At 51.3% G+C, this 14,021-nt stretch carries 15 protein-coding genes and 1 tRNA gene; 4 read left to right on the forward strand and 12 right to left on the reverse strand.

Going from position 1 to position 14,021, the window contains the following annotated elements:
• Nucleotides 1-9: 9 nt before the first annotated feature.
• The 11 genes from BSPA111_RS17915 to aspA all read right to left on the reverse strand — a co-directional run bounded on the left by BSPA111_RS17915 (nucleotide 10) and on the right by aspA (nucleotide 9,312).
• Nucleotides 10-684 carry an ABC transporter ATP-binding protein gene (locus BSPA111_RS17915; RefSeq protein ID WP_183272507.1) on the reverse strand — a complete coding sequence of 225 codons (675 nt, stop codon included), beginning with the start codon at nucleotides 682-684 and terminating at the stop codon, nucleotides 10-12.
• Entirely contained in the window at nucleotides 678-1,352 is a 675-nt protein-coding gene (locus BSPA111_RS17920) for an energy-coupling factor ABC transporter ATP-binding protein (RefSeq protein WP_183272508.1), read from the reverse strand. Before BSPA111_RS17920 ends, BSPA111_RS17915 begins: the two co-directional genes overlap by 7 nt.
• Entirely contained in the window at nucleotides 1,337-2,047 is a 711-nt protein-coding gene (locus BSPA111_RS17925; RefSeq protein WP_183272509.1) for an energy-coupling factor transporter transmembrane component T, read from the reverse strand. Before BSPA111_RS17925 ends, BSPA111_RS17920 begins: the two co-directional genes overlap by 16 nt.
• Nucleotides 2,047-2,625 (reverse strand): ECF transporter S component, encoded by a 579-nt coding sequence (locus BSPA111_RS17930; protein ID WP_183272510.1) that lies wholly within the window; start codon nucleotides 2,623-2,625, stop codon nucleotides 2,047-2,049. Before BSPA111_RS17930 ends, BSPA111_RS17925 begins: the two co-directional genes overlap by 1 nt.
• A 45-nt stretch (nucleotides 2,626-2,670) precedes the next feature.
• A complete protein-coding gene (locus BSPA111_RS17935) occupies nucleotides 2,671-3,078 on the reverse strand; it encodes a PPC domain-containing DNA-binding protein (protein ID WP_183272700.1) in 408 nt (135 codons plus the stop codon).
• Nucleotides 3,079-3,366: 288 nt separating this feature from the next.
• Nucleotides 3,367-3,442: transfer RNA gene (locus tag BSPA111_RS17940), tRNA-Phe, on the reverse strand.
• Between the two features lie 114 nt (nucleotides 3,443-3,556).
• Complete coding sequence (locus tag BSPA111_RS17945) at nucleotides 3,557-4,132, reverse strand: transcriptional regulator (protein ID WP_183272511.1); 576 nt, start codon at nucleotides 4,130-4,132, stop codon at nucleotides 3,557-3,559.
• Between the two features lie 105 nt (nucleotides 4,133-4,237).
• Nucleotides 4,238-6,064 (reverse strand): protein-disulfide reductase DsbD, encoded by a 1,827-nt coding sequence (locus BSPA111_RS17950; RefSeq protein WP_183272512.1) that lies wholly within the window; start codon nucleotides 6,062-6,064, stop codon nucleotides 4,238-4,240.
• Nucleotides 6,040-6,363, reverse strand: coding sequence for a divalent cation tolerance protein CutA (cutA, locus tag BSPA111_RS17955; protein WP_183272513.1), 324 nt, complete (start codon nucleotides 6,361-6,363; stop codon nucleotides 6,040-6,042). Before cutA ends, BSPA111_RS17950 begins: the two co-directional genes overlap by 25 nt.
• 98 nt (nucleotides 6,364-6,461) lie before the next feature.
• On the reverse strand, nucleotides 6,462-7,763 hold the full coding sequence (locus BSPA111_RS17960; RefSeq protein WP_183272514.1) for an anaerobic C4-dicarboxylate transporter: 1,302 nt from the start codon (nucleotides 7,761-7,763) through the stop codon (nucleotides 6,462-6,464).
• A gap of 112 nt (nucleotides 7,764-7,875) precedes the next feature.
• Nucleotides 7,876-9,312, reverse strand: coding sequence for an aspartate ammonia-lyase (aspA, locus tag BSPA111_RS17965; protein WP_183272515.1), 1,437 nt, complete (start codon nucleotides 9,310-9,312; stop codon nucleotides 7,876-7,878).
• A 352-nt stretch (nucleotides 9,313-9,664) separates the two neighbouring features.
• On the opposite strand from aspA, the gene BSPA111_RS17970 reads away from it, so the two are divergent.
• The 4 genes from BSPA111_RS17970 (at nucleotide 9,665) to BSPA111_RS17985 (ending at nucleotide 12,785) form a co-directional block, all read left to right on the forward strand.
• Nucleotides 9,665-10,150 carry an FxsA family protein gene (locus BSPA111_RS17970; RefSeq protein ID WP_183272516.1) on the forward strand — a complete coding sequence of 162 codons (486 nt, stop codon included), beginning with the start codon at nucleotides 9,665-9,667 and terminating at the stop codon, nucleotides 10,148-10,150.
• Between the two features lie 138 nt (nucleotides 10,151-10,288).
• On the forward strand, nucleotides 10,289-10,582 hold the full coding sequence (locus BSPA111_RS17975) for a co-chaperone GroES (protein WP_034461121.1): 294 nt from the start codon (nucleotides 10,289-10,291) through the stop codon (nucleotides 10,580-10,582).
• Nucleotides 10,583-10,630: 48 nt separating this feature from the next.
• Nucleotides 10,631-12,274: a chaperonin GroEL gene (gene groL, locus BSPA111_RS17980; protein ID WP_183272517.1), complete on the forward strand. Its 1,644-nt coding sequence runs from the start codon at nucleotides 10,631-10,633 to the stop codon at nucleotides 12,272-12,274.
• A 157-nt stretch (nucleotides 12,275-12,431) separates the two neighbouring features.
• The gene (locus BSPA111_RS17985; protein ID WP_183272518.1) at nucleotides 12,432-12,785 is read left to right on the forward strand and encodes a DUF4156 domain-containing protein; all 354 of its coding nucleotides are present in this window, start codon (nucleotides 12,432-12,434) and stop codon (nucleotides 12,783-12,785) included.
• 172 nt (nucleotides 12,786-12,957) lie between these two features.
• On the opposite strand, the gene epmB is transcribed toward BSPA111_RS17985, so the two are convergent.
• Complete coding sequence (gene epmB / locus BSPA111_RS17990; RefSeq protein WP_183272519.1) at nucleotides 12,958-13,986, reverse strand: EF-P beta-lysylation protein EpmB; 1,029 nt, start codon at nucleotides 13,984-13,986, stop codon at nucleotides 12,958-12,960.
• Nucleotides 13,987-14,021: the final 35 nt, after the last annotated feature.

Below are 14,021 nucleotides of genomic sequence, written 5' to 3' on the forward strand. Positions count from 1 at the left end.
TTACCGCTCTCAGAGGATGTGCTGAGTTTCTCCATCCTCTGCAATCCGTCCATCGTCAAGCCGGATAGTGCGGGCGAAGTGCTGTTTTACAAACGTATAATCATGGCTGATAGTCAGAATGGTTGTACCTTGAGCGCGGCAGCACGTGAGCCACTTGTTAAAAATCCCCAACCAGTGGCTATCAAAATCGCGGCTGGGTTCATCTAATAGCAGTAACGGTGGTGCAACGGCGGCGAGGCTTGCGACGGCGACCATGCGGCGTTGACCGGCATGCAAGTCCAGAGGATGAGCATCTGCAACGTCTGTTAATTCACACAGTGCGAGGGTGTGCGCAATTTTTTCGTCCAGTGCCTCACCTTTAATCCCTTGATGGCGTAAACCAAACGCGATCTCATCTCGTACCCGATTGTGAAATATTTGCCGCTCAGCTTCCTGAAATAACACCCCCAGTAATGGCGCCCGCTGCGCGGCTTTCAGGCTTGAGATGTTTTTTCCCTGCAAACTGACTTGCCCGCTGTTCGGTTTTAATAATCCGGCCATTAAACGCAGCAGTGTGGATTTTCCCGCACCGTTATCGCCGATCAACGCTACCCATTCGCCGGTTTTAACCGTCAGGTTCACCCCTTTAATTGTGGGCTGAGCCGCCGAAGGCCACTGAAACTCCAGCGATTCAATGTTTAGCATAACGTCCCCTCAGTCAGCATCCAGGTTTGTCGGCACTCGACAGCAACGTGTGCCAGTGAACGCTCAAAAAGTATGATGATGCACTGCTGTTGGTGGGCGTAGTCTGTCAGCCGTTGCAATAATTCCGCGGTCGCTTGCGGTGTCAGGCGGCTAAAGGCTTCATCAAGGATTAATAACTTCGGGCGCATCGCTAATGCACAGGCCATCACGACACGCTGCGCTTCACCGCCAGAAAGGGTGGCCGGATGGCGTAAACGTAACGCATGACAATCGGTAAATGTCAGCGCCTCGTCGATGCGCTCCATAATCTCGGCTTCACTGAGGCACAGATTTTCTGGTCCGAAGGCAACCTCTTCTTCGACGCTAAAGGTGCATCCTGACAGGTGTAGCTGTGGCGCTTGCTGAATCAATTGCACTTGCTGCGCCATTTCCACCAGAGGCAGCGAACCCAATACCGTATCCAGTACTCGTCCTTCACCTACTAACGTTCCCGGTAAGAAGTCAGGAAAACAGCCTGCCAGAAGCTGCGCAAGCGTCGTTTTTCCGCTGCCATTGCCTCCGATAATGCCGTAGAGCCCCGGCGCGGAGCAGTGCAAATTGATATTTTGCAGCCGCCAGCCTCGGCTACCTTGCGGGGTAAAACCCAGCGCATTCAGTGCCACAGCCATAGCCAGACTCCGGTTTCCAGTATCATCACCAACAACAGAACGTAGCGAACACCACGCTGAAAAGTGCTATCAGGTGGAGCCCAAAGCGTGGTGCGCCTTGGGTGCAGGCGGAATGCACGCATATCCAGTGCGGAACTGCGGGCCGTTAAATCATTCAGCGCACTGTGGGTCAGTGGCATCACGAGCGCCGGGATGTAGCGCAGGCGCTGATACCAGCGACCATCAAGGGGGACACCGCGTGCAAGCTGTGCCTCATAGATGGCTGCCAGCTGTGCGCGTAATTGCTCGACAATCAGCAGAGGTCCGGCAAGTAAATAGGAAAGCCAGAGTGGTAATCGGCTGGCAAACAGCGCGCGAATAAAGCGTTGTGTCGGCATAAATTGCAGCAGGATTTGTCCGCTGCTGAGCAAGGCTAACAACCGTAACCATAATGCTGCAGCTCTCAGCAACTGGCTGTTATCTCGCACCTCGCCGTGTAACCACCACGCCAGCCAACCACTGTGTACCAGCCATAAACCGCCCGCCATCGGTAGCATAATCCACACCACATAACGCCAGCGGTGGCGGGTGCTTTTCATCAGGATGAGCGCGAGGAATATGGCAAGACTGTAGACCAGTAGTGGATAACCAAGCGGCATCAGTAAACTACTGATGCCGAGCACCACCCAGATTGTCAGGGAGGTAAAAGGGTGCATTAACGAACGGCTGCCATGGCTGGGAAGCTACGTAACGTGCGTTGTGGCATGTTACGCACCAGCAGCCAGACAATGATTGCGGTCAGTATTTTATCCACCAGGTTCGCGCCCAGCACCGTCATGGCGACGGATTCAATCAGGTCGTTGCCCATTGAGTGCACGTATGCCACAAGGAAATCAGCGCCGCTACCCGTCACGCCACCAAACAGATAAGTACGAATCGGCACGGCAATGACGGTAACTGCCAGAGTGATCACCACGCCGCTGGCGATAACTTTTGGCAGCGAGCGGAACCAGCCAATACGCGCCAGTAAACCTGCGACCAGGCCGATGACCATTGCTACCGGGGCAAAAGCCGCCGCCATGGGATCGGTTAATAATCCCCAAATAATATTCGTCAGTAAGCCTGTCAGCATGCCGATGATTGGACCCGCCAGTACGGCACTGAGCAATGTCCCGATAGAGTCGAGGAAAATAGGCAATTTCAACATCGACACTAACTGACCCGCAATCATGTTGATCGCGATAGAAATGACAATCAAAACCAGTGTCTGACTCGACAACCCTTTACGTGCCATAAATACCTCAAAGATAAAAAGAACCAAGTAATGTTTAGCGTGTTTTTAGCGAGGAGTGACGATCAGTTCGTCATACCCCGAATGCGTACAAGGTTGTCGGCTAAATGAAATCTCGCTCAATTCCCCAATCACCAGCTCAAGCGTCGTGCGCACCAGGCAACCGTCCATCACATGTCCGCCAGTCATCTGCCCATTTTCATCGGCTATAGACAAATGAAGATGTTCGCCACCTTTTTCCAGGGTGCCAATCAGCGACACCACTTCAAACTTCCCGCTCAATAAGGTGGTTTCTTCGCGCCCGGCAAAGCGAAAAGCGACGTCGCTAAGACTACCGACGCAACCGCTTATCCACGCGGCACGAAGCCCGTTTAAACGGATAAAATCGCGTAATGCACTGAGCACTTCTTGTTGTGGCAGCAGACGTAGAGCATAGAAACGTGCCGTTGATGGCATAGATGTCACCACGATGAGATCCTCTTGAGAGACAAAAATTAAAGCTCAGAGCAAAGCATAGAGTTAAGTGGCGTCGAGAGGGCAGGGTGCAGCATTTGGGAGGGTAATTATTTCCAGATAACTCCGAACCTCGGACGTTGGGGCACATCATAAGGACGGATTTTAGTGATGTATATGACGTACATCAGTTAAAGCGGGTGTAGTTTTTAAGGGGAGAGGCTACTGACAGGCGAGTTAAAAGAATCCAGAAAGCAAAAAACCAGCCCGTAGGCTGGTTTCTTTAAATAGTGGTGCCCGGACTCGGAATCGAACCAAGGACACGGGGATTTTCAATCCCCTGCTCTACCGACTGAGCTATCCGGGCAACGGGGCGCATTAAACCGTAAAGGCCGTTTGCCGTCAACGGCTTTGTCATAAAAAAGGTGTTAAATGCGTTTAACTGCCTGCTTTTCATGCAGAGTGGCGAGAAAATCACTCATCACGTTAAAGCGCCACCCTGTCGGCACTGCGCAAACCGTAGAATGTCTTCGGCCAGTCGGCGAGCGGTTTCGATATCTGCCTGGCTGCGTTTCACCAGTAAGCGGCTCAGACAACCTTCCAGCACCAGTTCCATTTGGTGAGCCACCATCGCTGGGTCATCCACTTCCAGTTGCGTCAGCAACTCGTGGGTGAATTCCCATGCGGCTTTTTTCTGCTGATCGGCCAGTTGATGAATGGGATGTGCTGCATCTGGATAAAACGTGCAAGCGGCGATAAACAGGCAACCCGGATAGCGCTGGTTGTTAACGCATTCGGTCAACGCCTGGTAGCGCTTCAATAGTTTTTGTTCCAGCGACAGCTCATCGTCGAGTATTAACTGACGACGCCATACATCAATCTGCTGGCTCAAATAGCGCAGGGCATCGTAGAGCACTGCTTCAGTATCGGGCCAGAATTGACGAATTTCTTTTACCGGATAGTCAGCTTCATTCGCGACCATCTCCAGAGTGGTGCTTGCAATCCCCACACGTTCAAGGACGTGTAGGGCGTGCTCAAGTACGTCTTCGCGTTGCACGGTATTCTCCTCCCTTGTACCCGTCATACTTCAAGCTGCTTCTGCGTTCTCTTGCCGCAGCGATGCAACTTGAACTATTTAGTGTACGTCCCATAGTAGTGTTGTTTACGGTGCTTGATTGCGCAAATGTGCATCAAACGTGCTCGCATCCATAAAGCCTTTCACGCGTGCTTCCGGCTGCTCGCGCCCTTGATCATCAAAGAACAATATAGTGGGTAGCCCTAAAACCTGTAGATGCTTTAACAATGCGACATCTTGCGCGTTATTGGCTGTAACGTCCGCTTGCAGTAAAACAGTATTTGCCAACCGTTGCTGCACTTTAGGATCGCTAAAGGTGTATTTCTCAAACTCTTTGCAGGCCACGCACCAGTCGGCGTACAAATCGAGCATCACTGGATGACCTTTTGCATTGGCGAGCGCGGCGTCTAACTGCTCTACGTTGGCAATCTTCGTGAAATTGAGATGTGCCTGGTTTGCCGTGACGGTGCTGCCAAATGCCCAATCTTGCACAGGGCGAGCACAAACCAGCGCCGCACCGAGCAAAATGATCTGCACGATGCGCATCCATGAATTTTTGGCGTGCAGGCTCGTGATAAACGCCCAGCTAAAGAACGCCACGCCGAGCAATCCCCACAAACGAATCCCCCATGTTTCTCCCAGTATGCGTTCCAGCAAAAATACTGGTAGTGCGAGGATCACAAAACCAAACGCGATTTTGACAGTTTCCATCCACGGGCCGCTTTTTGGCAGCAGACGGTTGCCGAAAACAGTGATCAACATCAGCGGCAGCCCCATACCTAACGCATAGAGATATAACGTGCCGCCGCCTAGCCACATGTTCCCGCTTTGGGCGATGTACAGAAGGATGGCGCTCAATGGTGCGGTGGTACAAGGTGAACAAATTAATCCGGCCAGTGCTCCCATCGCAAAGACGCCACCTGCTGATCCCCCCTGCTGGCGATTACTTATTAGCGTCAGACGCGTTTGCAGTGATGATGGCAGTTGCAGCGTAAACAACCCAAACATCGAGGCGGCAAGTAGCACAAAGAGGGCTGACAGCCCGATGAGCACGTAAGGGTGTTGCAGCGCGGCCTGGAATTGAAGGCCAGCAGCGGCGACGACCAGGCCCAGAGCGGTATAGGTCAGCGCCATTCCTTGCACGTAAACAAAGGTCAGAAGCAGAGCTCGAGCGGTGGATAAGCGCTGCTTTCCGCCCAACACGATGCCGGAAATCAGTGGATACATCGGCAGCACGCAAGGCGTGAAGGCGATACCGATACCGATCAGGAATGCCCAGAGTGCGGAGAATGGAAGTTGTGTGGTGGCTGAATTGTCTGAGCCCCTCACCCCGGCCCTCTCCCCAAGGGAGAGGGAGGTAGAAGCTCCAGTGTTTAATTCCTTCTCTCCAGGGGAGAGGGGGGAAGGAGCTGTTGTGGCAATAGAGGACGAGGTTTGTTCCCTCTCCTGGGGGAGAGGGTCAGGGTGAGGGCGGTTTTCATCACCCGTAACCACTTCACTCAGCGGCACGACGCGCGTTTCAGGCGGATAACAGAACCCTGCTTCGGCGCAACCCTGGTAAGTCACGCTGACGGTCGCGCCTTTGGCAGCCGTTTGAAGCGTGACGGGCAGATTGAGCTGCTGGGTGTAAATCTCGGTCTTGCCGTAGAACTCGTCTTCATGCCAGGTGCCTTTCGGCAATTCCAGCGGTGCGAGCTCAGCTTGCGCCGGGGTCAGCTTGATTTGTTGACGATAAAGGTAGTAGCCAGGTTTTATCTGCCAGTTCAGGTTGAGCTGGTTTCCTGATTGCTGAAAATCGAAAGCAAAAGCCTGGTCGACAGGAACAAATTGAGATTTGCTCTGGTTATCGAACAGGCCTGCAAAAGCGTGGGTGCTGAAAAGCGCAAAGATTAGCGCAAAGATGCGTAGAGCCATGAGAGGTAATCACTATCTCCGTGGGTAACTGGCAGAACCAGTAATTCAGGGGTTTGGTATGGGTGATGCGATTTGAGACACGCTATCAAGGCTTCTTGATGGTCGATATCGCTTTTTAGCAACATCTGCACCTCATACTCCTGTTCCATTTTCCCTTCCCAGTAATACAACGAAGTGGCACCAGGTAATAAGGTGACGCAGGCGGCCAGTTTTTCAGACAGCACAAGGGTGGCAAGGTCCTGGGCGGTGGCTTCGTCAGGGGCAGTACAAAGGATGACAACAGCCTGGGTCGTTGGCATAGCAAACCTCGTATCTGGGGAAACAGCGGTTGACTATAGCATGGCGGAGAGAAGGGAGGTGTTAAACGGGCCGCAGCGCGACCCGTGTTTTAAAAGATTTACAGAACCATGCCGCCGACGATAAAACCGAGGATGACGCACAGCGTGATAGCAATCACCCCTGGAATTAAGAACGCATGGTTAAACACGTACTTACCAATACGCGTCGAGCCGGTATCGTCCATTTCCACCGCCGCCAACAATGTTGGGTAAGTCGGCAGGACGAACAATGCAGAAACCGCAGCAAAAGAGGCGATGGCCGTCAGCGGGCTTACGCCGAGCATCAATGCTGCTGGCATCAGGGCTTTAGTCGTTGCCGCTTGAGAGTAAAGCAGCGTTGCGGCGAAGAACAATACCACCGCTAACAACCACGGATAACTTTGCAGTAAGTCACCTGCAACAGCCTGAATATCCTGGATATGGTTTTTGACGAAGGTGTCACCCAACCAGGCCACACCCAGCACGCAGATACACGCACTCATACCCGATTTGAACGTGCTGGCGTTGAGGATTTCGCCGGTATCAATTTTACAGGTGACGCAGATAAGCGTAGCGATGGTCAGCATGAATACCACAATCGCTTCGTTACGCGGCAGAATTGGGTTTTTAATCAGGCCAACGGTATCGCTGATGGCGGTGGCGTAGAACATCACCGCGACAATACCGATAAGGAACAGGAGAACCGAGCGTTTGGCGTGTGGCTTCAGGTTAAACACGCTAGTCCCGCGCAGTTTCACTTCACCTTTAGCAAGACGTTCCTGGTACACCGGATCGTCTTTCAGTTCGCAACCGAGGAAGTTACAAACCACCGCCGTCAGCATTACCGCAACGAGCGTCACAGGAATACAGATACCCAGCAGCGTCAGGTAACTGATGCCCATTGGCTCAAGGATACCCGAGAAGAACACCACGGCTGCGGAAATCGGAGACGCCGTGATCGCAATTTGCGACGCGACAACCGCGATAGACAGTGGGCGCGATGGGCGAATCCCTTGCTCTTTCGCAACTTCAGTAATCACCGGCAGCGTAGAAAACGCAGTGTGGCCTGTTCCCGCCAGGATAGTCATAAACCAGGTGACCAGCGGGGCGAGGAAGGTGATGTATTTGGGATGGCGACGCAAAAGTTTTTCTGCAAGACTTACCAGGTAGTCCATTCCCCCAGCCACCTGCATGGCGGCAATCGCGGCAATAACTGCCATGATGATTTCAATAACGTCGAACGGAATTGCCCCGGGTTTAACCTGAAAAACAAGGGTTAAAACCAGAACGCCAAAGCCGCCAGCAAAGCCAATGCCTATGCCGCCGAGTCGGGCTCCGAGATATATCGCCAAAAGCACGATAACAAGTTCTGCTCCAAACATAATTCCCTTCCTGGTGTTTGCTTATATGATAATTATATGTTGTGTTTTTGTTTAAAGTAGAAATGAAAAAGGCACGTCCAATGGACGTGCCTTTTGTTATCTACCGTAAAGATTACTGTTCATTTTCATCGGTATAACGCTTCGCTTTATAAACTGGATGCATCAGGTTGTTGATGGAGAAAATATCATCCAGCTCGGCTTCGGTGAGAAGGCCGCGCTCCAGCACGACTTCACGCACGCTTTTGCCGGTCTCCGCACAAATTTTCCCGACGATATCGCCATTGTGGTGGCCAATGAACGGGTTCAGATACGTGACAATACCAATCGAGTTGTAGACGTAGCTTTCGCACACTTCTTTGTTCGCGGTAATGCCGTCGACGCATTTTTCCAGCAGATTGTAGCAAGCGTTAGTCAGAATGTGGATAGACTCAAACATCGCCTGGCCAATGACAGGTTCCATGACGTTCAACTGCAACTGACCTGCTTCGGAAGCCATGGTGACGGTGATGTCGTTACCAATAACTTTAAAGCAAACCTGGTTAACCACTTCTGGAATTACCGGGTTCACTTTGGCAGGCATAATAGATGAACCCGCTTGCAGTTCTGGCAGGTTGATTTCGTTCAGACCCGCACGTGGGCCGGAGGAGAGCAGACGAAGGTCATTACAGATCTTCGACAATTTCACCGCCAGACGTTTCAGCGTGCTGTGAACCATCACGTACGCGCCGCAGTCGGAGGTGGCTTCAATCAGGTCTTCAGCCGGAACGCATGCCAGATTGCTGACTTCTGCCAGTTTCTGCACAGCCAGTTGCTGATAACCTTCAGGCGTGTTCAGGCGGGTACCGATAGCGGTAGCGCCGAGGTTTACTTCCAGCAGCAGTTCTGCGGTGCGCAGCAGGTTGCGTGTTTCTTCGTTCAACAGAACGTTGAAGGCATGGAATTCCTGGCCCAATGTCATTGGGACCGCGTCTTGCAACTGAGTACGGCCCATTTTCAGGACGTTTTCAAACTCAACTGCTTTGCGCTGGAAGCCATCACCTAATTGGTTGATAGCATCAACCAATTTCACAATTGAAGCGTACACCGCGATGCGGAAACCGGTTGGGTAAGCATCGTTGGTGGACTGGCATTTGTTTACATGATCGTTCGGATTCAGGTACTGGTACTCACCTTTCTGGTGGCCCATCAGCTCAAGCCCAATGTTGGCGAGCACTTCGTTGGTATTCATGTTAACGGAGGTACCGGCACCGCCCTGGTAAACGTCCACCGGGAATTGGTCCATGCATTTGCCGTTATTAAGAACTTCATCACAAGCCTGGATAATGGTGTTTGCGATGCTTTTCGGAATGGTTTGTAACTCCTTGTTCGCCATTGCCGCTGCTTTCTTAATCATCACCATGCCACGTACAAATTCAGGTATGTCGCTGATTTTGCTGTTGCTTATGTAGAAGTTTTCAATCGCTCTCAGAGTATGAATACCGTAATAGGCATCCGCTGGCACTTCCCTGGTACCCAACAAATCTTCTTCGATACGAATGTTATTTAACATGTGAACCTTCTTAATTAAAGCTGCCATTGGTTGATCACAGCACGCACAGGATCTTTGGTCGTGCGATGAATAGACCGACGATTATGTCCATATTCGGTCTCTACGCCGTGATGATATGCTGATGATAGAGAAATGCAGTAATCTGGATCACTTATTAAACGTCATATTACATAACAATTATTAATATGTGATGCCGATCAATTGTTGAAAATTTCCAAAAAAATAATACAGCGCGTAGATTGATTTTTGACTATGGCGCCGCCATCTCTTTGACTACGCTTAATGGCCAAACTATTTGACGCAAGGGCTTGATGGCGCTTGCTACAGTCTTTCCCAACTACAGGAGTGTACGGTGCGCTGGATACCGTTAATTGCCATTTTTCTCTATGTTTACATAGAGATCTCGTTATTTATTCAGGTTGCCCACGTGATGGGGGTTTTCCTGACGCTGGTGCTGGTGATATTCACCTCGGTTATTGGTATGTCACTGGTTCGCAACCAGGGCTTTAAGAATTTCATGCTGATGCAGCAGAAAATGGCGGCGGGTGAAAGTCCAGCGGCAGAGATGATCAAAAGCGTTTCGTTGATCATTGCAGGTTTGCTGTTGCTGTTGCCTGGTTTCTTCACCGACTTCCTCGGTTTACTGCTGTTACTGCCACCGGTACAAAAACATCTCACTCTGAAGCTGATGCCGCATTTGCGTTTTTCACGCATGCCGGGTGGTGGCTTTAGCGCGGGCACTGGCGGTGGTTCAACGTTTGACGGTGAGTATCAGCGTAAAGATGATGCGCCGAAACAGCTCGACGACCACGAGAATGATGATCGTCACAATCGCTAAAAATCGAAAATTTTTTTGTTTTCCCCCCTTGAAGGGGGGGAAGCGCATCCCCATCTCTCAGGTCACCAGCCGATAACCCATTTTGGACCGGCGTTACCTAAACAATTGATACTGACTTTCTCAAAGGAGAGCTATCACATGAGCATTCGTCCATTACATGACCGTGTCATCGTCAAACGTAAAGAAGTTGAATCTAAATCTGCAGGCGGCATCGTTCTGACTGGCAGTGCAGCTGGTAAATCAACTCGTGGCGAAATCATCGCTGTCGGTAAAGGCCGCATCCTGGAAAACGGTAACGTACAACCGCTGGACGTAAAAGTCGGCGACATCGTAATTTTCAACGATGGCTACGGTGTTAAGTCTGAGAAGATCGACAATGAAGAAGTGTTGATCATGGCAGAAAGCGACATCCTGGCAATTGTTGAAGCGTAATCCGCGCAAAAACTGAACGAACATAAACGAATTTAAGGAAAGTTAAGAATGGCAGCTAAAGACGTAAAATTCGGTAATGACGCTCGTGTGAAAATGCTGCGTGGCGTTAACGTACTGGCAGATGCAGTGAAAGTTACCCTCGGTCCTAAAGGCCGTAACGTTGTTCTGGATAAATCTTTCGGTGCACCGACTATCACTAAAGATGGTGTTTCTGTAGCGCGTGAAATCGAACTGGAAGACAAGTTCGAGAACATGGGTGCGCAGATGGTTAAAGAAGTTGCCTCTAAAGCGAACGACGCTGCAGGTGACGGTACTACTACTGCAACCGTACTGGCTCAGTCCATCATCACTGAAGGCCTGAAAGCTGTTGCTGCGGGCATGAACCCAATGGACCTGAAACGCGGTATCGATAAAGCTGTTATCGCCGCTGTTGAAGAGCTGAAAGCACTGTCTGTTCCTTGCTCTGACTCTAAAGCAATTGCTCAGGTTGGTACTATCTCTGCTAACTCCGACGAAACCGTGGGTACTCTGATCGCTGAAGCGATGGAGAAAGTAGGCAAAGAAGGCGTTATCACCGTTGAAGAAGGCACTGGCCTGCAAGACGAACTGGACGTTGTTGAAGGTATGCAGTTCGACCGTGGCTACCTGTCTCCATACTTCATCAACAAGCCAGAAACCGGTTCTATCGAACTGGAAAGCCCGTTCATCCTGCTGGCTGACAAGAAAATCTCCAACATTCGTGAAATGCTGCCAGTTCTGGAAGCCGTTGCGAAAGCTGGCAAACCACTGCTGATCATCGCTGAAGATGTTGAAGGCGAAGCGCTGGCAACTCTGGTGGTTAACACCATGCGTGGCATCGTGAAAGTTGCTGCTGTTAAAGCACCTGGCTTCGGCGACCGTCGTAAAGCCATGCTGCAAGACATCGCGACTCTGACTGGCGGTACCGTAATCTCTGAAGAGATCGGTATGGAGCTGGAAAAAGCGACCCTGGAAGACCTGGGTACTGCTAAGCGTATCGTTATCAATAAAGACACCACTACCATCATCGATGGTACCGGTGAAGAAGCGGCAATCCAGGGTCGTGTATCCCAGATTCGTCAGCAAATTGAAGAAGCAACTTCTGATTACGACCGTGAAAAACTGCAAGAGCGCGTAGCGAAACTGGCTGGCGGCGTTGCGGTAATCAAAGTTGGTGCGGCTACCGAAGTTGAAATGAAAGAGAAGAAAGCACGCGTTGAAGATGCCCTGCACGCTACCCGTGCTGCGGTTGAAGAAGGCGTGGTTGCCGGTGGTGGTGTTGCGCTGATTCGCGTAGCAAGCAAACTGTCTGAACTGCGTGGCCAGAACGAAGACCAGAACGTGGGTATCAAAGTTGCGCTGCGCGCAATGGAGTCTCCACTGCGTCAGATCGTTCTGAACTGCGGCGAAGAGCCATCTGTTGTTGCTAACAACGTGAAAGCGGGCGACGGTAACTACGGTTACAACGCAGCAACTGAAGAATACGGCAACATGATCGACATGGGTATCCTGGATCCAACTAAAGTGACTCGTTCTGCTCTGCAGTACGCAGCGTCTGTAGCTGGCCTGATGATTACCACAGAGTGCATGGTTACCGACCTGCCAAAATCTGACGCTCCTGATTTAGGTGGCGCAGGTATGGGCGGTATGGGTGGCATGGGCGGCATGATGTAATTGCCCTGACACTCTCGTGCTAAAAGCACCGTGTTAAGAAAACCCTCAGGCAGAAATGTCTGAGGGTTTTTTCTTTTTGGTCGCAGTCTGGTATAAGGTCATACCGGGGCGACAATGGCCCACTACACTGAATACGGCATTGATTACGGGGAACAACATGCGCATAAAAGTTTCAGCAGGAATGGCTGTGGCAGCATTGCTGCTGGCAGGGTGCAGTACCAGCAATGATCTGAGTACCGCCGGGCAGAGCGTTCGTTTTGTTGAGGAAAAACCGGCCAGTAACTGCCAACTGTTAGGCACCGCTACCGGTGAACAAAGCAACTGGTTGTCTGGGCAGCATGGCGATGAAGGCGGTTCTATGCGTGGTGCGGCAAATGCCCTGCGTAATAACGCTGCGGCAATGGGTGGGAACGTGCTGTATGGCGTGAGCAGCCCGACTCAAAACTTGCTGTCGAGCTTTGCGCCAACTGCGAGCAAAATGACCGGCCAGGTTTATAAGTGCCCGAACTGATTTTTGTGTAAAACAACCCTCACCCCGACCCTCTCCCTGAGGGCGAGGGAGAAAACCGTGCAATTCTCTCTCATGTGGTCGAGGGAGAAACCGTACAATTCTCTCTCATGTGGTCGAGGGGGAGTCGTGCAATTCCCTCTCCTGTGGGAGAGGGTTAGGGTGAGGGCCGCAATCAATTTTGCCGTAGCTGCAAATCCAACGGTGTTTTACTCGGTTCACCGCCAATTTCACGTGCCAGCTTCGGCACCATATAGCCTGAAATCAACGTCAGCAGTTCACGCATAATCAATCTTGCTTCGTCGTCACTCACCATAAAGTGTGCCGCGCCTTGTACTTTATCCAGCACGTGCAGGTAGTAAGGCATAACGCCGGAATCAAACAGCGCATTGCTTAACTCCGCGAGGGTCTGCGCATTGTCGTTCACGTCGCGCAGTAACACGCTTTGGTTGAGTAGCGTCACACCAGCCTTGCGTAAATGGCTCATGCTGGCTCTAAATTCATCCCCAATCTCATTGGCATGGTTGATATGGTTAACCAAAATAACCTGCAACCGGGAGCGAGCAATGCGTGTAACCAGCGTTTCAGTGATACGAGCCGGGATAACAATCGGCAAGCGGCTATGAATACGCAGGCGCTTGATATGCGGGATAGCTTCGATTTCGGTGATTAACCAGTCGAGCTCGTGATCCTTCGCCATCAGCGGATCGCCACCAGAGAAGATAATTTCATCCAGTTCCGGGTGTTCGCTGATGTAGTTAATGGCTGCTTGCCAGTTACGTTTGTTGCCCTGATTTTCGGAATACGGGAAATGGCGGCGGAAACAATAACGGCAGTTGACGGCACAGCCACCTTTAACCAGCAACAACGCCCGGTTGCGGTATTTGTGCAACAGGCCTGGAACAACACTGTGCTGCTCTTCGAGCGGATCGGTACTAAAGCCGGGGGCGGCAATAAATTCCTCCCTGGAAGTCAGTACCTGGCGCAACAATGGGTCATTTGGGTTGCCTTTTTCCATGTGCGCGACAAAAGATCGCGGCACACGCAAGGCAAAAAGTCGACGTGCATCACGTCCCGCCAACAACTCTTTGTCGGCGTCCAGCTCTAAAATATGCAGCAGTTCATCAGGATCGGTTATAACATCGGCAAGTTGCGTTAACCAATCTTCTCTGCGGGGGGGATTTAGGGTTACAATGTGTGCCATTTTTTGGCTAAGCTACCAATTAACAATTTCAGAGG

The organism is Buttiauxella sp. A111 (genome assembly GCF_014189855.1).
In the GTDB taxonomy this organism is placed as follows: Bacteria; Pseudomonadota; Gammaproteobacteria; order Enterobacterales; family Enterobacteriaceae; genus Buttiauxella; species Buttiauxella selenatireducens.

Bases quoted from the DNA above. Each gene is read 5' to 3' on its own strand.
- BSPA111_RS17930 (WP_183272510.1), bottom strand. From the start codon at position 2,625: ATGGCACGTAAAGGGTTGTCGAGTCAGACACTGGTTTTGATTGTCATT.
- BSPA111_RS17920 (WP_183272508.1), bottom strand. From the start codon at position 1,352: ATGGCTGTGGCACTGAATGCGCTGGGTTTTACCCCGCAAGGTAGCCGA.
- aspA (WP_183272515.1), bottom strand. From the start codon at position 9,312: ATGTTAAATAACATTCGTATCGAAGAAGATTTGTTGGGTACCAGGGAA.
- BSPA111_RS17925 (WP_183272509.1), bottom strand. From the start codon at position 2,047: ATGCACCCTTTTACCTCCCTGACAATCTGGGTGGTGCTCGGCATCAGT.
- BSPA111_RS17985 (WP_183272518.1), top strand. From the start codon at position 12,432: ATGCGCATAAAAGTTTCAGCAGGAATGGCTGTGGCAGCATTGCTGCTG.
- BSPA111_RS17960 (WP_183272514.1), bottom strand. From the start codon at position 7,763: ATGTTTGGAGCAGAACTTGTTATCGTGCTTTTGGCGATATATCTCGGA.
- BSPA111_RS17935 (WP_183272700.1), bottom strand. From the start codon at position 3,078: ATGCCATCAACGGCACGTTTCTATGCTCTACGTCTGCTGCCACAACAA.
- epmB (WP_183272519.1), bottom strand. From the start codon at position 13,986: ATGGCACACATTGTAACCCTAAATCCCCCCCGCAGAGAAGATTGGTTA.
- BSPA111_RS17975 (WP_034461121.1), top strand. From the start codon at position 10,289: ATGAGCATTCGTCCATTACATGACCGTGTCATCGTCAAACGTAAAGAA.
- cutA (WP_183272513.1), bottom strand. From the start codon at position 6,363: ATGCCAACGACCCAGGCTGTTGTCATCCTTTGTACTGCCCCTGACGAA.
- groL (WP_183272517.1), top strand. From the start codon at position 10,631: ATGGCAGCTAAAGACGTAAAATTCGGTAATGACGCTCGTGTGAAAATG.
- BSPA111_RS17950 (WP_183272512.1), bottom strand. From the start codon at position 6,064: ATGGCTCTACGCATCTTTGCGCTAATCTTTGCGCTTTTCAGCACCCAC.
- BSPA111_RS17915 (WP_183272507.1), bottom strand. From the start codon at position 684: ATGCTAAACATTGAATCGCTGGAGTTTCAGTGGCCTTCGGCGGCTCAG.